General features: G+C 46.3%; 15 protein-coding genes. 5 read left to right on the plus strand and 10 right to left on the minus strand.

From position 1 onward, the window contains the following. Positions 1–53 precede the first annotated feature (53 nt). Positions 54–2,423 carry an ABC transporter permease gene (locus B5Z18_RS23405; protein ID WP_079471954.1) on the plus strand — a complete coding sequence of 790 codons (2,370 nt, stop codon included), beginning with the start codon at positions 54–56 and terminating at the stop codon, positions 2,421–2,423. A 123-nt stretch (positions 2,424–2,546) separates the two neighbouring features. Here the strand turns inward: B5Z18_RS23405 and B5Z18_RS23410 are convergent, their stop codons facing one another. From B5Z18_RS23410 to B5Z18_RS23435, 6 genes are all read right to left on the minus strand, one after another. Further along, positions 2,547–3,992 (minus strand): RagB/SusD family nutrient uptake outer membrane protein, encoded by a 1,446-nt coding sequence (locus B5Z18_RS23410; protein ID WP_079471955.1) that lies wholly within the window; start codon positions 3,990–3,992, stop codon positions 2,547–2,549. Between the two features lie 7 nt (positions 3,993–3,999). After that, positions 4,000–7,242 (minus strand): SusC/RagA family TonB-linked outer membrane protein, encoded by a 3,243-nt coding sequence (locus B5Z18_RS23415; RefSeq protein ID WP_079471956.1) that lies wholly within the window; start codon positions 7,240–7,242, stop codon positions 4,000–4,002. A 220-nt stretch (positions 7,243–7,462) separates the two neighbouring features. After that, complete coding sequence (locus B5Z18_RS23420; protein ID WP_159454402.1) at positions 7,463–8,494, minus strand: FecR family protein; 1,032 nt, start codon at positions 8,492–8,494, stop codon at positions 7,463–7,465. Between the two features lie 108 nt (positions 8,495–8,602). After that, positions 8,603–9,169, minus strand: coding sequence for an RNA polymerase sigma factor (locus B5Z18_RS23425; RefSeq protein ID WP_227024536.1), 567 nt, complete (start codon positions 9,167–9,169; stop codon positions 8,603–8,605). A gap of 135 nt (positions 9,170–9,304) precedes the next feature. Continuing rightward, positions 9,305–9,634: a DMT family protein gene (locus B5Z18_RS23430; protein WP_079471959.1), complete on the minus strand. Its 330-nt coding sequence runs from the start codon at positions 9,632–9,634 to the stop codon at positions 9,305–9,307. 300 nt (positions 9,635–9,934) lie between these two features. Then, positions 9,935–10,117 carry a helix-turn-helix transcriptional regulator gene (locus tag B5Z18_RS23435; protein ID WP_235015997.1) on the minus strand — a complete coding sequence of 61 codons (183 nt, stop codon included), beginning with the start codon at positions 10,115–10,117 and terminating at the stop codon, positions 9,935–9,937. Between the two features lie 176 nt (positions 10,118–10,293). On the opposite strand from B5Z18_RS23435, the gene B5Z18_RS23440 reads away from it, so the two are divergent. After that, the gene (locus B5Z18_RS23440) at positions 10,294–10,566 is read left to right on the plus strand and encodes a hypothetical protein (protein WP_079471961.1); all 273 of its coding nucleotides are present in this window, start codon (positions 10,294–10,296) and stop codon (positions 10,564–10,566) included. 211 nt (positions 10,567–10,777) lie between these two features. On the opposite strand, the gene B5Z18_RS23445 is transcribed toward B5Z18_RS23440, so the two are convergent. Beyond that, the gene (locus B5Z18_RS23445; protein WP_133256188.1) at positions 10,778–11,449 is read right to left on the minus strand and encodes a peptidase associated/transthyretin-like domain-containing protein; all 672 of its coding nucleotides are present in this window, start codon (positions 11,447–11,449) and stop codon (positions 10,778–10,780) included. Between the two features lie 250 nt (positions 11,450–11,699). Between B5Z18_RS23445 and B5Z18_RS23450 the strand changes: the two genes are divergently transcribed. From B5Z18_RS23450 to B5Z18_RS23460, 3 genes are all read left to right on the plus strand, one after another. Continuing rightward, entirely contained in the window at positions 11,700–12,242 is a 543-nt protein-coding gene (locus B5Z18_RS23450; RefSeq protein ID WP_079471963.1) for an RNA polymerase sigma-70 factor, read from the plus strand. Between the two features lie 72 nt (positions 12,243–12,314). Then, complete coding sequence (locus B5Z18_RS23455) at positions 12,315–13,298, plus strand: FecR family protein (RefSeq protein ID WP_079471964.1); 984 nt, start codon at positions 12,315–12,317, stop codon at positions 13,296–13,298. Positions 13,299–13,319: 21 nt separating this feature from the next. Beyond that, entirely contained in the window at positions 13,320–16,706 is a 3,387-nt protein-coding gene (locus tag B5Z18_RS23460; protein WP_079471965.1) for a SusC/RagA family TonB-linked outer membrane protein, read from the plus strand. A gap of 13 nt (positions 16,707–16,719) precedes the next feature. Here the strand turns inward: B5Z18_RS23460 and B5Z18_RS23465 are convergent, their stop codons facing one another. Genes B5Z18_RS23465 through pyrR form a run of 3 tightly spaced genes read right to left on the minus strand, consistent with a single transcriptional unit; the run spans position 16,720 to position 18,842 of the window. Continuing rightward, positions 16,720–17,298, minus strand: coding sequence for a hypothetical protein (locus B5Z18_RS23465; RefSeq protein WP_079471966.1), 579 nt, complete (start codon positions 17,296–17,298; stop codon positions 16,720–16,722). A gap of 32 nt (positions 17,299–17,330) precedes the next feature. Then, positions 17,331–18,260 (minus strand): aspartate carbamoyltransferase catalytic subunit, encoded by a 930-nt coding sequence (locus B5Z18_RS23470; RefSeq protein ID WP_079471967.1) that lies wholly within the window; start codon positions 18,258–18,260, stop codon positions 17,331–17,333. Positions 18,261–18,311: 51 nt separating this feature from the next. After that, positions 18,312–18,842, minus strand: a complete 531-nt coding sequence (gene pyrR / locus B5Z18_RS23475; RefSeq protein WP_079471968.1) for a bifunctional pyr operon transcriptional regulator/uracil phosphoribosyltransferase PyrR — start codon at positions 18,840–18,842, stop codon at positions 18,312–18,314. Positions 18,843–19,032: the final 190 nt, after the last annotated feature.

The raw sequence follows: 19,032 nt of genomic DNA on the forward strand, positions 1-19,032 counted from the left end.
GTCCCGGGCAATGGCATCCTCTTTGGAGCCATACGAACCACATATTCTCTGCTATGCTAAAAAACTACCTGACGGTTGCCTGGCGCAATCTGATCAAAGACCGCCGGTTTGCTTTTCTTAACTTAATTGGTTTATCTACGGGACTTGCCTGTGCGCTCCTGATTTATGTTTGGGTGCAGGATGAATTGAGCATTGACAAATTCCATAAGAAAGACGCCACGCTTTTCCAGGTATTGGAAAACAGGGTGCAGGCAAGCGGCATCTGGACGGCAAAATCATCTCCGGTACCTATGCCCGAAGCCTTGAAAAAAGACATGCCTGAGGTAGAATATGCCGCCTATATATCTCCCCTGAGGGCATCTACACTCTCTGTAAAAGATGATGATGGCATAAGGACTAAAGGAAAATACGCCGACAAAGATTTTTTCAATATGTTCTCTTATGATCTGATTGAGGGAAATCCGGATCAGGTGCTGGCAGATCCAACATCTATTGTGTTATCTGATGTAATGGCTACCAAATTGTTTGGCAGCTCCAAAAATGTGGTAGGTAAAACAGTAGACCATCAGCATCAGCAAAAATTTGTTGTTTCCGGTGTATTTAAGGCGCCTGATCAACATTCGTCTGAACAATTCGACTTTGTTTTACCCGTCCGTGCACTGGATATGATAAAGCAAAACGCCAATAATTGGGACAATACAGGGTATTATACGTTTATAACATTAAAGCCGGGCACCAACGTTGACAAGTTCAATGCTAAAATCGCCAACTACATTAAGGTTAAAACGAACAGTGAAATTACTTACCGTACGCCATTCATTCAGCGCTATTCAGAGAACTACCTGTATGGCCGCTATGAGAACGGTATCCAGGTGGGAGGCCGGATAGATTATGTACGCCTGTTTTCCATCATTGCCATTTTTATACTAGTGATCGCCTGTATCAATTTCATGAACCTGTCTACCGCCAAAGCATCCGGCAGGGCAAAAGAGGTAGGCATCAAAAAAGCAATGGGCGCCGGCCGGGGCGCACTTATTCTTCAATATCTCGGAGAATCTATGTTAATGGCTTTTGCGTCTCTGTTGCTCGCTATTCTAATGGTGATATTGTTCCTTCCGGTTTTCAATAATATTACAGGGAAGCAGCTTTCGCTGTACCATTTTGATAAAACATTGATACTGGCAGGACTTGGCATTACACTCTTTACTGGTTTAGTAGCGGGTAGTTATCCTGCATTTCATCTTTCAGGTTTTAAGCCTGCTGCGGTATTGAAAGGAAAGATCAACGGCTCTGCAGGAGAACTGCTGATCCGGAAAGGATTGGTTGTCTTCCAATTTTCCCTCTCTATTATACTGATCGTTGCGGTATTAGTTGTTTACAGGCAGATCAGCTTTATCCAGACAAAAAATCTTGGCTACGACAGGGACCATATTGTTACGTTTCCGAGAGAAGGAAAGCTGTCGCAATATGAGGTAAGTGAACGTTTTCTTGCTGAGGTGAAAGAGATACCGGGCGTAACAACCGCCTCAGGTATGGGGCATGGGCTGACTGGTCATAGCAGCGGTACTTCCGACGTGATATGGCCAGGAAAAGATCTGAAGGATGCCACCGAATTTGAAGTGGTACCTGTAAATTATGACCTGTTGAAAACGCTGGATATAAAAATAAAAGAAGGCCGGGATTTTTCCCGCGACTTTGGCGCAGATAGTTCCATGCTCATCTTCAACGAAGCAGCAGTGAAGTTCATGGGGATGAAAGACCCTATTGGAAAGCAGGTTAAATTATGGGGAGATAACATGCGGATTGGAGGAGTTGTGAAGGACTTTCATTTTGAATCGCTTCATGAAGAGGTAAAGCCGCTGTTTTTTCAGCTGGCTCCCCAGGACGCCAACCGCTTTATGATTAAAATACAAACAGGCCGGGAGAAAGCCGTGATAGCCAGGCTGCAGGAATTGTACCTGCAAATGAACCCAGGGTTCTCATTTGAATATAAGTTCCTGGATGAAAGATACCAGACTTTATACGCTGCAGAAAACCAGATCTCCCAGTTGTCAAAATATTTTGCAGGTTTAGCGATTCTCATCTCCTGTCTTGGTTTATTCGGACTGGCCGCCTTTACCGCTCAACGGCGAAATAAAGAAATTGGCATCCGGAAAGTACTGGGCGCTACGGTGAGCACTATTGTGATGATGCTGTCAAAAGATTTCCTGCGACTGGTATTAATCGCCATGCTGATTGGCTTCCCCGTGGCATGGTGGGCTACTTCGCAATGGTTGAAAGGGTTTGCCTACAGCATTCATATAGATGCGGGCGTGTTTTTAATTGCTGGTATTTCAATTATCCTGCTCACCTTCCTCACCATCAGTTTCCAATCAGTGAAAGCAGCATTGGCTAACCCGGTGAAGAGTTTGAAATCCGAATAGGCGTTAACGTTAGTACATAAATAGAAAAGGCCCGGTGAGAACCACCGGGCCTTTATTTCTTCATAAGCAAAAATCCAACCAGCTCGTAAGCAAAAACCAATTATTAACAAAGGCGGTTTAGATTTAATTGTAACCTTCGTTCTGCTGGTTGCGTATGTTGGGGTTAGCATCCAGTTCTCTTTGTGGTATGGGCAATATTACTTTCGTATTAGGCCACACTACCAGTATCGTTTTGTCACTCGCCAGGTATTTGGTGAATGAACGTTTTGTTCTGATTAAGTCAAACAGCCGGTGCCCTTCAAAGGCCAGTTCCTTTCTTCTTTCCAACAGGATTGCGTCCAGGAGTGCCGGTCCGGTAACGGTTACCGGCGGCGCGTTATGGTCGGCGCGTTGTGCCACCAGTTGCAGGTCAGCCTGTGCTTCCGCGGTGCTTCCAAGGTGTGCTGCTGCTTCTGCACGGATCAGGTACAATTCTGCCAGCCGCATCACTTTAATACTTTCTGTAAACGTGCTCACATCTTTATATTTGGTGATGATGTTAGCCGGATCTTCGCCACCGTTGCCGGAGCGCTTACCCTTCTGCAGAAAATCCCTTCTTACATCTGTTGCCTGGTAAATATTGTAGATGTTATTCGTTGCGAGTACATCACCGTATCCATCCTGGCTGAACATATAACTTAAGCCATCCGTGTTCCGGTTATCTACCGGGGTATTGATGATTTCAAAAACTGTTTCATTGTTGTTGGTGATCTTAAAATCGCTCACCAGTTTTTCGTTGGGCAATAATGCGTATTTATTGGACTGGATCACTGCGTTCGCATAAGTGGCGGCGCCCTGCCAGTCTTCTTTATACAACAATATCCTCGACAACAACGCTTTGGCAGAATACACATTAATACGTCCGGAAGAGAAAGCGGTGCTTTTGCTTTCTTCAAACCTGCTGATCGCCGTGGTGAGGTCGCGGATGATTTGCGCATACGTATCTTTTATACTGCTGCGTGAGGGCGACTGCACCGAATCCACGTTGGTGATGGTCACAATAGGAATTCCCATGTGAGTGGCGCCGGGCGTGTAATTATACGGTTGCGCAAACATGCGCGCTATATCAAAGAACACCTGCGCCCGCAATGCGTACGCTTCTGCCACAATCTGTTTTGCCTCTGTGCTGTCGGCCGCCGATGGTAACAGGGAAATGTAAGGCCCTTTCATAATTACCATATTGGCATTGGCTACTACAGCATATAATTGATTCCATGAATCGGTAGTATACTGATCGTTGGCCGTAACAATATACTGGTCCTGGTTACGATACCGGTTGCTGTTGATGACGCTGATAAAACCATTGTCGGACCGGAGATCCGGCAGCAGCGGCATGGTACGTCCATAATAATTTTCATTCTGCATCAGCGAATACACGCCGTTGATGGCTGCCCGTAGTCCGGGCAGGTCGGTAATAGCGCGGCCTGTTTCTGTTGACTGATCCGGCTTCTGATCAAGGAAGTCCTTGCTGCAGGCGCCGAGTAAGCCAGCCAGTAATACCAGTACCCCGTATGTATATTTCTTTTGCATGAATACCTTAAAAGTTTACATCCAATCCTACCAGGAAGGTTTTAAATACCGGCGGACGCTGGTCGTAATCCCCTGTTACCGGTACTTCCGGGTCCATGGTGAGATACTTGTCTTTTACATACGTCCATAAATTATTGCCGCGTACATATATTTTCACTTCGTTGATGTTGGCTTTCCTTAACCAGTTTTGTTGCAGGTTGTAGGCCAGCATCACATCCCTCAGCCGGATGAAACTGCCGTCGTACAGGAACCTGGACGAGCTTTGGTTGCTTAACCCCGATTGTGTGCCACCGAATACTACTTTGGGTACGTTGGTGATATCACCGGGTTTCTGCCAGCGGTTTTCGTAGATGAGGCGCGACATTTTTGCGCCGCCGCCAAATCCGCCGCTGCCGTCTGATTCTGTGAATGTGCCCCAGTTGTCGTATACTTTATTTCCCCAGTTATAAAAGAACTGGAAGCTCAGATCAAATCCTTTGTAGCTGAAATAGTTAGTAACGCCGCCATAAAATTTTGGCAGGGCACTTCCCTGGTTAAACCGTTGCGCTTCGCCATAAGAGTTGGTGGTAGTGGTTTTAGACGCATCTTTATACCACAGTGCTTCACCGGTTTTCGGATCGGCTCCTGCAAATCCTACCAGGAAAAACTGGTAGAAATCAGTACCTACTTCCCTTTTGTACGGCACGCTGGTAATCGGATTATCCAGCCGGGTAATTTTATTATTCAGCGTAGAGATGTTGGCATCTGTACGCCATGAGAATTCATTTTCATTTTTTGCGATGATGTTGCGGGAGGAAAGAGATATTTCCCAGCCGCTGTTTTTCATCTCTCCGTTATTTCTAAAAACAGTGGTAATACCATTTGCAGAAGATACCGGTACATTAAGCAGTAACCGTGAAGTGGTTCTGTTATAATATTCCACCGTACCGGACAACCTGTTTTTAAGCAGGGCAAAATCGAGTCCTATATTAAATGGCCTGTTCTGCTCCCATGTAAGGAAGGGATTGGGGTATTGCGTAAGCACATACCCCGGTTTCCCGTCATAATCATTTGCCGGACTATACAGCGACAATGAAGCATAGTTATCAATAGCCTGGTTTCCGTTGCTGCCGTAGCTCGCTCTTATCTTTAATTCGTTAATAACGTTTACATTCTGGAGGAATGGCTCGCGGTAGATATTCCACGCGGTTCCGATGGACCAGAATGCGGCACTTCTTTTCTGACGGCCAAACCTCGAAGAGGCGTCTCTCCGGATGGAGGCTGTCAGGTAATATTTCTGCTTGTAATCGTAGCTGTTATTCAGAAACAGTCCTGTTAATGAATTGGCGCTGGATACAGAGGATACACTTTCCGGTTTGGAGGCGTCTGCCAGCAGTTGCAGATCCGGCAGCAGGTTAGATGCTGCTGACGCGTTGCCGCTGTTGGTAGTTTTCTGCGCTTCGTATCCTACAAAAGTGTTGATCCCGTGGTAACCCCATCGTCTGTTGAACCGCAGGATATTGGTAGATACCCAGTTGTTCCACAGGCTGTTGTTTACCGATACCCAGCCATTGGTATTTCTTCCATCCCCGAATCCCGGTGCAAAAAATGAATTGCTGCGGGCGTAGTTCAGGTCGAGACTGATCTTCGTTTCAAAGGAAAGAAAATCAGTGAAGGCGTATTTGGCGCCGGCGCCTCCGAGCAGGCCATAGATGGTACCTGTGCGGGTATCGCCATTCAGTACGGCCACCGGGTTAAAGGTGTTGTTGTAGCTGAAGTCGTAGCTGCCATCTGCGTTATAAATTTTCAGCCACGGTTGCAAACGAACGAGTGAGCGTACGGGGTTGGCCATCAGTCCTACATCTCCTACTGCGTTTGCGCGCTGGTAGGATAACGACAGGTTAACGTCAAATGATAAGCGGTTAGTGGCCTGGTTGCTCAGGTTGAGCTTACCCGTCATACGTTTATAGTCCACTCCTTTCAGGGCTGATTTGGAATCATATAAGCCACCGGAAACATAAAATTTTGTTTTATTACTTCCGCCTGCGGCAGATAGATTAGCCTGTGTATAGCTTCCGTGGCGCGTTAGCACATCGATCCAGTTGGTATTAACGGTAGTATCCACACCACGTGCGCGGAGTTCCCGTTGAAAACCTGCTTCGCCGGTGCCATCTGCTTTGTGCGCCCATCCTTCGCGGAGGAGTTCCATCATCTCTTTGGTATTGAGCGGATAGTTGGCCTGCGGAATGGTGAGCTGGTTGCTGCCTCTTTGTACGGTTGCGCTGATCTTTGTTCTGCCCAGGCTGCCGGTTTTCGTTGTAATTAATATTACGCCGTTGGCAGCGCGGGAGCCATAGATCGACGCAGAAGCTGCATCTTTTAAAACAGAGATAGAGGCGATATCAGCGCTGTTAATTCCTGCGAGGGAATTAACATTATAATCGGTGAGGTTGTCTGTTACCACAGGTGTGCCGTCTACCACGTAAAGTGGCGAGCTGCCTGCGGTAATAGAACCTATACCACGTATGTGAATACTGGGTATGGATCCGGGCTGACCGGAACCATTGGTAGATTGTAAGCCGGGTACATTGCCTTGTAAGCTTTCCTGGAAGCTGCTACGGGGCGCTTTATCATACAATGAAGCACTTACCATAGTAGCTGAACCTGTCAAAGAACTTTTTGTTTGCACGCCATAAGCCACTACCACCACTTCGTTCAATCCTTTGGAATCGTCTTTCAGCATAATGTTGAGAGGAGCGGTGTTGTTTACCGTTACCCGCTGTTCTTCATAACCGATGAAAGAACAGATCAACGTTGCTGAGGAAGGCGCTTCCATATGGAATGTTCCATTCTCATCTGTAGTAGTTCCCTTATTGAGCCCTGCAATACGCAAACTCACACCTGGCAGCGGATGTCCGAAAACATCTGTTACCGTTCCGTTGATACTGATATTCCTGATCTCTTTGTTTTCAGGCGCTATTGCCACAAGGGTGGCAGAAAGCTGCTTAAATGTGAGGCCGGTGTTTTTCAGTATCTTCTTTAAAATATCTTCAGTCGAAGCATTGGTTTCATTCACCGACACTTTTTTTCCTGCCGGAATAAGATCGTTACGATACACAAAACGGTAACCGCTTTTCTTTTCGATCATCTTCAGCAGCCGTGTCAATGGCAATGAATCTGCTTTGATGGAAATGCGACGATCCTGTTGACCGAAGACATTCCCCGTTATTTGCAAACAGGTAATAAGAATAATAAAGGACACCAGTTTCATTATCAGTACAACTTTTCCCTATGTTTTTAGACGCAAAAGGATTGCATAATGTATGATTTTTTTCCATACATTTAGGTTGTAAAAGGTCATAAAACTACGACAGGACTACATTGCCAAGTGAAGCTAACTGCCGTTTGATCTCAACAAAAGGGGTAAATGTTTGCAGCATTTGCCCTTTTTTTTATCTGAGAGGTATCGATTTTCTATTGACTTTCCCCCTTTACTGGGTAATAAATACTTCATTGCTTACTATCCTGCAATGAAATGATGTTGTAACCTTCAGCGCTTCCAGTACTTCTGAAAACGATTCATTTTTAAAAGTGGCGGTGAAATGGTAGTCTTTTAACTTGTTCCCGTTGAGATGGATTTTAATACCATACCAGCGTTCCATTTTCAGCGCAATATCTTCGAAGTTGTCGTTGTCGAACACGAGGTAGTTGTCGCACCAGGCGGTTTCCGCCACCATGCTGTCCTGCGCGTTACTGCGAATATTTTCTACCTTATAGCCTGCTATGAGGTTGGGTTGGGTCAGTTTATCTGCTGGTGTGTGGTGTAAGATGATCTTTTGATTAGGCGCCAGTTTCACGTTCCTTTCCACGCCATCATTCAGTGTTACTTCCACTGCGCCGGTGATCAGCGTAGCTTCTGTGGTATGATCCCCTGTGTATGCTTTTACATTAAAGGAGGTGCCCAATACTTTGATATCCATTTTGGAAGTATGGATAGAAAAAGGTTTGGCTGCATTCTTCGCTACATCAAAAAACGCTTCTCCTTCCAAAGTAACTTCCCGGTTGCCCAGGTTGTTCATATCAGGATCATAGGTTAAACGGCTGCCGCCATTGAGCCATACTTCCGTTCCATCGGGCAATTGTGCCCGGGAGCGGGAGCCATCGCGGGTATAAATGGCCGCCATCGCTGCTTTTCCGGCTTTTTGCGGATACTTTACTGATAAGAGATAAATACAATAGCCTCCCAGTACCACTACCAGTATAGAAAGAACAGCCACCCATTTGCGGAAATTCCTTCTTACTCTTTTAACGGGTAATTCTTCCTGTGGAAACTCCTGTTGCATTCTTTCCAGGTGTTTATCCAATGCACGTTCCGTTCTGGTTTCCCATTCTGTATTGCCGGCTGGTTGCGGCCAGTTGCTTAATACGGATAATTTATATCTCAGATCCGGGTCTTTCTGCAATGATGCTTCCAGTTCACGCAACTCCTCCATCGTGGCCTCGCCCGATACTTTCCTTCCCATCAAAAGCCATATTCTTTCCTGTTCCATGTGTATGATACAAAAGCATGATTATATAGAAGGACAAGTAAATTGAAAGAATCTACTACTCCGTCTAAAAAAAAATTTAAATTATTTTGTTTTGATGAAGGAGAGGTTAATTACCTCGCTGATTTTTTTGAGTGCCTGGGCCATGTGCACATCGATGGTGTTCACAGAAATATCGAGGATCTGGGCTACCTCTTTATATTTAAGACCATCTTCGCGGATCAGTTTAAAGATCATCTTCCTTTTGGGCGGGAGTGCGTTTACGGCGGCTTCTATCCTTTTCACCATTTCCCCGGAAATGAAGATCTGTTCCGGGGTGGCGTAGCTCACGCTGATGTCTACCGTTACTTCATCGAGACTGAAGTGCTGGGTGCGGGCTGCCTTATTTAAGTAGTTGAGGGCAATATTTTTAGTGGATACATAGAGGTATACCCGGAGGTTATCTACCTGGAGCAGGCGTTCCCGCTGCTTCCAGACGTTCATAAACACATCTGACGCAATTTCTTCCGCAGACTCCCAGGACTTCACAATGGAAAAGGCAAACTGACTCAGCGGCTTGTAAAACAACCTGAACAATGCTTTATAAGCCTGTTCATCCCCTAGAGATGCCACCCGTTCCACCAGTAGCTGTATATTAGCTTCTTCCCTCAATGATTTGGTTTTTGGTTGAAAGTTGATCCCTAAAGATAATACAGATTTTTTTTTAATTTGATCTTGTCTTACATCTTTTTTTGTATAATATGAATTGATCCTAAAGTATATAGACTTTACTGCTTTATTACCGCACTACTTTTTAAACATAAAATACACGGCACCGATGAGGAAGAAAAACGATACGAGGTAATTCCATCTCAGGGGTTCTTTGAGGAAAGTGACTGCGAAGATGCTAAAAACGGTGAGGGTGATTACTTCCTGGATGGTTTTGAGCTGGAAGCCGCTAAAACCCTCCTGGGCGCCATAACGGTTGGCAGGCACCATAAAGCAGTATTCAAAGAAAGCAATGCCCCAGCTGATGAGGATTACCTTCCAGAGGGCCACATCCTGGTGTTTGAGGTGGCCATACCAGGCGAAAGTCATGAAAGTATTGGAGACTGTGAGCAGGATAATGGTGCGCATGTGTGATTTAAAATTTGCGCAAAACTATTATTTTTTCATTGATAGTGCATGGATAGTGCATTAATAGTGCATGAGGAGTCCATGAGGAGTCCATGAGGAGTGCATGGGAACAGTATGGATAGTCCATGAGATACGCATGTGCGACGCATGTCCCAGGCATTGGAGAAGTATGGGGTAAAGCGGATGTTGTCTTACTCAGGATTAACCTGATTATATTGATTTAGGGATTTGATCACTTTGGATTTAAAAGATTTGAGGAGATGTAAGCGGATTATAGACGATTTATTGGATTTATTACAATTAGGAATGCTTCTTTGTGCTAACCAATAGCTCCCGTACATCTACGTCTAATGCGGCAGCGATTTCAAATAAGGATTCAATGGTAGGCTGCATTGTATTGGTACACCATTTTGAAACGGTGGTTATGCTTACTCCCAGCTCTTTTGCCAACCAGTTGTTACTCCTCCCCGTCTCGACAATCATTATTTTGATCCGGTTAAATGTCTTTTCAGGCATCAATCTACATTTTGTACACTAAAGATAACAAAATGTAGTTCTTTTAAAGGCATATATTAATTACAAGGAAATAAATATAATCTTATAGACCACTTTTATTAATTATTAATTAATAATTATTATCTTTAAGTAAACATTCAACCATGCAATCTCCGTTAACCATCTTTGTTTTTAACCAAAACCCGTTTCGCCTTTCCGAAGAAGAATATCATTCTCCGGAAACAGTCCTGAAAAACTACTTTGAGCTATTTGGGCCGGGCGAAACCAACGATATCCTCACTTCTGTACAAACCGAAGCCCTTACAAACCCTGGCAGTCCCTATAGCGCCGTGAGTGAGCGAATGAAAGTGATGTCCTGCTTTACGGAGCTATACCGGCTTATAGAGGCCGCCTTTGTCATCTCCCAGAAAAAATAAGAACACATTGGCTGCTAACCCAACATTATTCCTCCCCCAAATCAAAAAAAATAAAATCAGCGTAATCCATATAATCCGTCTAATCCTGGGAAAGACAACCTCCGCGCACAAAAAAAAGAGGGACCGTAAGAGGCCCCCCTGCATCAAACCAAAATGGGTTTTCCATCATGGGCTGATTTTGTGTTGTTGGTTGCTATTTCATTATTAAAAACTATTGTTCTAATTTGATTTCGCCCAGATCGGTAGCTTTACCGTCTTCAACTTTTACATCTTTGATCACGGCATTTTTGTAAGGGCTTTTACCGAGAATAGTAATGGTGTAAGCACCTGCTTTTGCAGCCGGGATAGTGAATGCACCCTGGGAGATAGCGCCTTTCAGCTTATCTGTACCATTGTCTGCTTCTACTTCGGTAGCACTGTCGGCAGGAGTGATTTTACCAGTGATAGAACCACCTTCTACAGCCAGTACTTTCAGGGAATCTTTACCTTGTAAAGAATCTACCTTCTGTAATGAGTCGATTCCGGTTAAAGAATCTACCTGCAAGGAATCCATTCCACTCAGGGAATCTACCTGTAAGGAGTCCATTCTCTGCAATGAGTCAATTCCGCTCAGGGAATCTACTTTCTGGAGAGAATCGATTCCCATTAAGGAATCTACTGTCATTAAGGAATCAAATCCTTTTAAAGAATCCAGGCGCTGTAATGAATCAACACTGAAAACCTTTACTGAATCAAGGCTAACAAGGGAATCTGTTGCAATTGAATCTACCATTGCGGCAGTGCTGTCTACAGATTTTACTGCGGTTACATCAGCACTTTTAAAAGCAGACATTCCGATTACCATTGTTGCTAAAGCGAGCGTTCCTACAATTGATTTTTTCATGGCATCAATTTTTGTATGGTTAATATTTATGATGAATATCCCCGGCCCGGATGAATGTGCATGGTTTTTGTTATATGCCCTCATCGTTGGCTGCCGTATAATAACAATACATCCGACAATTCACTTACCATTAGTCAAAGAAATGTTAAAGTGAAAAAAAGAATTATGAGACAGTATACTGGCTGCTTTCGTAATTAGTAATTTTAAAAATTATCTTCGCACTACGGAAACAAGACAAAAGATCAAAAGCATGTTGCAATTGAGTAACGACGAAATAGTAAAAGGCATCCGGAGCAGAAACAAAGATGTATTCGAAGCTGTTTTTAAACAGTTCGCCCCTTCTATGTATAATATAGCTGTCCGGTATGTAAAAGATGAAGACGACGCGAATGATATGGTACAGGATGTTTTCCTCAACTTGTGGAAAGGTGCGGAAAACCTGGATGAAAGAGCCCCTATTAATCATTATCTCGCAAGGGCTACTGTTAACACCTGTTTAAACCGCATAAAAAAAGAACAACGGAAGGAAGTATACGCCAAGGAGCAAATGCAAACCGCCAGCCCCTCAGAAAATAATCATTCCCTGCTGGAACATAAGGAACTGGAAGCCAAATACCGCTCTGCCCTGGAGAAATTACCGGAACAATGCCGCCGTGTTTTTGAAATGAGCCGCCTGAAAGGCTTGTCGCCAGCCGAAATCGCCGAACAACTGAATATCTCTATCAATACAGTATACGCCCATTTGACCACAGCTTTAAAACGATTGCGGGTAGACCTTATTAATAAGTCGTAGGATGCGCCCGAAATTTTTTTTATTATCGCTTAATGGTATAACGTTCCCTGGTTGTATTACTAATAAGAAGCCATGAATAATCAAACAGACATAGATATAGTGATCCGTTACCTGGAAGATCCGGACAATGAGCAGCACAAAATGCAGCTCAACGAATGGATTCAACAGGATGCTGGTAACCTGGACATCTTCCTGGATATGAAAGGCATGTGGCACGGCGATCCGCTCCCTGCTGCCTCTGCTTTCGACACCCAGGGACAATGGCAGGCACTGGATACCATGCTGGATAAGGTTCCTGTAGCTGCTGCGCTTCCTGCACAAAAGAAAAATACCCGCGTGATCAGGATGAACCGCAGGTACTGGTGGGCCGCCGCCGCTGTGCTGCTTATTGCAGGCACCTGGACCTGGCTCGGACCCGGCGGGTATAAAACCTACGCCACCGCCCAGCAACAGGATAGTTTGCGCCTGCCCGACGGTTCTATGCTGTACCTCAACGCTCATACACAGGTACGCTACGCCCGCGGATTTGGAAAAGATAACAGACAAATTAAAATAGATAAAGGAGAAGCCTTTTTTGATGTTACCAAAAACGACGCCCTCCCCTTCATTGTAAATGCCCCCGAAGTAGAAGTACAGGTACTCGGTACGGCCTTCAACGTAAAAGCCGCCAACAGTGGCGTTAAAGTATTTGTGCAGTCAGGAAAAGTAAGCGCCGCCTACAAAGGCACAGAGAAAAAGGTAATCCTTACCCCCGGTGTGGAAGCCTCTCTGAAACATAATGGCAGCGAAATAGATACCCGTACCCATAAAAAAAACAACAATATTCTGGCCTGGAAAACCCGGACCTTAACATTCGATGATACCCCGCTCACAGAAGTGGCGGATGCCCTCGAAGATTTTTATAATGTACAGATCAAGATCAGCAATCAGCAACTGGCTGATAAGAAACTGCTGGCTACCTTCCCCAACATGTCGCTGGACGAAGTACTGGACATTATGAGAAAAACCCTTCAAATTAACATTTCGCATAAAAACGACCTGGTAGACATCTACTAATACGCGCCTGACTTTTTATTTATGCAGCAATTATTGCTACAGGCGCGTATCTCCAATTCCAGGTTTGGACGCGTGCCTGATTTTATTTTCGTTGTTATCCTGGTATTGGCCAATGCTGTAGCTATGGCCCAGAATACTAATGCCCCTCCCAAAAAGATTTCCCTTCAGTTTACAAATGCCAGCCTGAAAACCGTGATCCGGGAAATAGAAAAACAAACAAAGTATACCTTTGCTATTTCTTCCGGAGAACTGGAAACCCGCCAGGGCGTTAGCTTACACGTTCACAACAGTCCCCTCCTGGAAGTACTGCCCAAGATATTCCCTCCTGCAAAATATAAAGTAGAGATAAAAGACGGGCAAATCATCGTTATCCCGCTCAACGCCACTGCAGCAGATCTTACGCCTCCTCCCAATACTAATCCCAACCCTGATAAATGGACCGTTACCGGCTCCGTATCAGACGGTATGCAGCCTTTAAGCGGCGTATCTATCCGGGAAAAAGGCACTACTAACGGTACCGCCACTACGGAGAACGGCAACTTCAAAGTAGACCTGGCCAACGGACAGGCCATCCTCCAGGTATCGCTGATTGGCTTTGAAACCAAAGAGATTGCCGTAAGGGACAGAAGAAATATATCCGTATTGCTGCAACCCGACCTGCGCAAGCTCAACGAGCTGGTGGTACTGGGTTATGGCCTGCAGAAACGCGCCAACATCACCGGCGCCATTGCGCAGGTAGACGGCGTACGGCTCAGAAGCCGGCCCGTAGCCAACGTCATGGCGGCTTTGCAGGGCACTGCCACCGGGCTGGTGGTAACGCGCAGTAACGGGCAGCCTGGCCGCGAAGGCTTTAACATACAGGTACGCGGCGTGGGTTCTTCCTCCGGTAGCAATACCCCCGTGATCATCGATGGCGTACCCGGTTCCCTCGCCGTAATTAATCCCGACGACATAGAATCAGTATCCATCCTGAAAGACGCGGCGGCCGCCTCTATTTATGGCGCCCGTGGCGCCGGCGGTGTGGTACTGGTTACCACCCGCACCGGGAAACCCGGCAAGCTGAAAGTGGATTTCAACACCCTCGGCGGATTTGAAACTCCCATCCGGTTGCCCAACCGGCTGCCCTCCTGGCAATCGGCCTCCATGCAAAACACGGCCGCTGAAAATGCCGGTCAAACCGCTCCCTGGGACCCTATGGAAATAGATTTGATGAAGAAAGGGAACCATTATGCGATCGACTATCAAAACCCTGATTACTACAAATACTATTATAACTACAATCCTTTACCGGTGCTTACCAAAAGCAGAACCGGCATCGAAAACTATAACCTGTCGGTAAAAGGCGGCGACAGTTCCAACCAGTTCTCCGCATCACTGGGTTACTTCGGGCGGCAGGGACTATTTGCTGTTGGACCGGACCGTACCCATCGTGTGAACGCCCGGGTGAATATGAACAACCGCTTTAGTAAACACTTCAGCCTGGAAACACGGCTGTCGTATGCGCAAACCAATACCTTCTCCCCTTCGCAGCCGGTGGAAGGCCCTAACGGCTTGCTGGCAGGCATTTTCCGCGGACCAGGCAATGTGCCGGTGTATGTACCCAATACCAGCAACTACGCCTATGGCGGCGCACCGGGATATGCTGTTTTAGAAGATGGCGGCGAGCGCGATGAAAAGAATAATTATATAGATGCAGTATTTACGCTGCGGGCCGACAGCCTCACAAAAGGACTCACCCTCCGGCTTATTTACAGTCCGCAGAAACACACCCTGCAGGACAACCTGGGCCGCAATACCATTGCCCTGTGGAACCGTGTGGATACCGCCATGCTCATACAGCCGCATAACATGCTGCAGAAAAGCAAGCTGGAAGCAAAAGGCGGCAACCTCCAGCTGCTGGCCGACTACGATATAAAAGAAGATAAACATAATATACACCTGCTCGGCGGCGCCACGCAGGAAACCTATAATACCACGCAAAATACAGCTGCATCTTATAATATCAGCCAGGCTGAAATCAATTCCAATCACTTTAATAACGCTCCCGAATACACGCAGTTACTGGCTGCCAGCGGTTCTTTACTGTCGATATTCGGTAAGATGAGCTATAACTACGACAACCGCTACTTACTGGAAGCAAACCTCATCGCATCGCGGTTATCACAGTACAGTACTTCTTTTGTTGGCGGCGAACAGTGGCAGGCGTTCCCGTCGTTCTCCGCCGGCTGGCGCCTGAACAACGAAACCTGGTTTAACCGCGCGTTGCCTTTTTTCAATGAGTTCAAACTGAGGTGGTCATGGGGCAGATTGGGGAATATCAATAGCTGGAACAGCATCCCCAACGATGAACGGTTACAAACTTTCAGCTTTAATACCCTGCCGCGTTTTCTGCCATTTGCATATAAGAACCCCATCATCCAGGCACAGGGATGGGAGAACATTTCCACCAATAACTATGGCTGGGATGCTACCTTATTCAGAGGCAGGCTGACGATTGCCGCAGATTACTTTATTAAACATAACCGGGACATGCAGATCCCGGTGCTGACCGCCTCCACAGACGGCGCCTGGCCGCTGGACTTTCACCGTGGCGAAATGAAAACCTGGGGCTGGGAAATCAATGTGGGCTGGCGGGACGACCAGGGGCCCTTTACCTGGTATATTAGCGGGAACCTCTTTAACAGCCGGAATAAAGTACTGAGGAATAATGATGTGGCGCCGCAGGCAGGCTGGAACCAGGGCATTGCCGGGTATCCTTACTCTTCCCTGTTTGGCTACGAGTCTGATGGCTACTTCCAGTCGGCCGCTGAAGTGAGCGCACACGCCTTCCAGCATGAAAACACGGGTCCGGGTGATCTTCGCTACAAAGACATCAACGGCGACAACAAAATAGACAATGCCGACCTGGTGTACCTGGGCAGCACCGATCCGCAGCTCTCCTACGGTATAGATGCGGGCTTTGCCTGGAAAGGGTTTGACTTCTCTGTTTTCTTCCAGGGGGTGGCTCACCGCAAGGTGATGCCCGATCCGCGCTATAATCTTCCTTTTACCGCCAACTGGCAACAGCCCTGGGATATCAACCAGGATTACTGGACGCCGGAAAATCCCGATGCGTTATTTCCACGTCTGTATCTCAACGATCAGCAGAATACCGCCCCTTCCTCGCACTGGGCGATGAATGGCGCCTATATCCGGCTGAAAAACCTGCAGGTAGGTTATACCTTACCGGCCAGCTGGCTGAAGAAAGTATGGATTACTAACCTGCGTATTTATTTCTCCGGGCAGGACTTATGGGAAACCACTAAAATGAAGATTAAATATTATGATCCGGAACAGGCGGGAGGTTATAACGGGAACGTATATCCGTTTTTCAGATCATATACACTGGGGTTGACTGTTGGCTTCTGATTTTGGCAGGATGCTATGTTATCCGGTAGCGGCTCAGCACCTTAGGATCTATTTTCAAATCGGGTCGAAAGCGCATAATACCTCTTACAAAATGCGCCAGCAGGGCATTCCCATTGGGCACCAGGAAAATTCTAAACTGCACGGCCTGCAGCTGTACAGCCCCTGATTCGTTTTTGATAAAAACATACAGATCCGGATTCGTTTCGCTGTAACCCAAATCGGTCCAAAGCACGTCGTACACACCGCCGCTGCTGTTTGTACTCAACGCCTCATAACGCAACGACAGTACAGGCACGCCTTCACCGTACTGGTGCAACCCTTCAGCGTTTACCTCTGCCCGTGTATATTTGGGCTTACCGGACCGGTAAGAGGCAACTGCCATCCATATCAAACCACATAAAACCGGAGCTGCAATGCCCATAGTAAGCATCCGGATGCTTACTTCTTTTATCCAAAAGGAAAACACGACGCCAGCCAGCAGCATGGCCAGCACCACTGCAAAACAGCCCAGCAGAAATACTTTTAGCACAACAGTTTGCCGCGTTGCGGATGTTGAATACAACGGAGGAAATTCTTCTTCATTGGGCAACATAGTAAGTTGTAATTACTGTTTGAGTATGCCTGCTACTCCGTTTTCTTTCCTGCGAGCAGGTACAATGCCGCCATACGTATAGCCACACCGTTTTCTACCTGGTCGAGGATGATGGACTGACCAGAGTCCGCCACATCAGAGTTTATTTCCACGCCGCGGTTAATGGGTCCGGGGTGCATGATTACAATTTCTTTATTCAGACTATCGAGCAGTTCGCGGTTTACGCCGTATGCGAGGGAGTATTCACGGAGAGAAGAAAACAGCGGGGTGTTTTGTCTTTCCAGCTGAATACGCAACACATTCGCCACATCGCACCATTGCAGGGCTTCGCGGATATTGTAGCTCACATTTACGCCGAGTGCGGCGGCCATGTATTTCGGGATGAGTGTAGGCGGGCCTACCACCGTTACTTCTGCGCCCAGTTTTTTGAGGCAGTAGATATTGGAGAGGGCAACCCTGGAATGCATGATATCGCCACAAATGGCTACCTTCTTGCCTTCCACGCTACCAAGTCTTTCCCGGATGGAGAAGGCATCGAGCAATGCCTGGGTGGGATGTTCATTGATACCGTCGCCAGCATTGAGGATGGGCACATTGATGTGCTTGGCCAGGAAATGCGGCGCGCCGCTGGCAGAGTGGCGCATCACTACCATATCCACTTTCATGGACAGGATGTTGTTCACCGTATCTATCAGCGTTTCTCCTTTGGATACGGAAGATCCCGAGGCAGAAAAGTTAACCGTATCTGCACCCAGGCGCTTTTCCGCTAACTCAAAAGAGATGCGTGTGCGGGTAGAGTTCTCAAAAAATAAATTTACAATTGTTGTATCGCGTAGCGTAGGAACCTTTTTAATAGGTCTTTGTAAAACCTCCTTAAACTGGTCGGCTGTTTGAAAAATAAGCTCTATATCCTGGCGCTGCAGATCGCGAATTCCGAGTAAGTGTTTTACAGAAAGTGACATTAATGTGCAAATATAAAGGGTGAAATCTGAATTCTGAAATCCGGATTCATTTTAGTCAATCAGAACTACTTCGTCTTTACCATCTCTTTCGTTCCACAACACCCTAACTTTCTGGGAAATGAGGGCATCAATGGTACGACCGGTATAGTCCGGCTGAATAGGCAGCTGCCTGCTGAAGCGGCGATCGATCAGCGTGAGCAGCTCTACCGCCGCAGGGCGGCCAAAGTCCAGCATCGCATCCAGCGCAGAACGGATCGTGCGGCCGGTATACAACACATCATCTATCAACACTACCTTTTTATTTTCTATGGAAAAATCAATATTTGTTTCGTTGGGTACATGCAGGGTTTTACTCTGGTTAAAATCGTCCCGGTAAAAAGTAATATCCAGCTTACCGTAGTCGATACGCGCTCCCGGTACTAACTTCAGCAAGGTCTGATGAATTCTGCCGGACAAATAAATTCCCCTGGGCTGTAATCCAATCAGCACGGTTTGCTCAAACTGTAAGTTATTTTCTATCAACTGATGACAAAGCCTGTCTATCGTAATAGCCATTTGCTTGCCGTTTAGTATGGTTTTCAAAACACAACGTTTTAGGGGCCAAAAATAATGATTAAATGCTACAGATAAAAAGCTGAATATTAGAAAAGATTGATAAACAAGGGAATATTTCTAAAACAGCACTGTTTCCCGCACTCTTTAGTTATGCAAAAACAGAAATATGACAGGTTGCTCCCCTTCTCTTCGTACTTTAGCGTTATCAATAACGGGG

Source organism: Chitinophaga ginsengisegetis (assembly GCF_900168065.1).
Lineage (GTDB): Bacteria > Bacteroidota > Bacteroidia > Chitinophagales > Chitinophagaceae > Chitinophaga > Chitinophaga ginsengisegetis.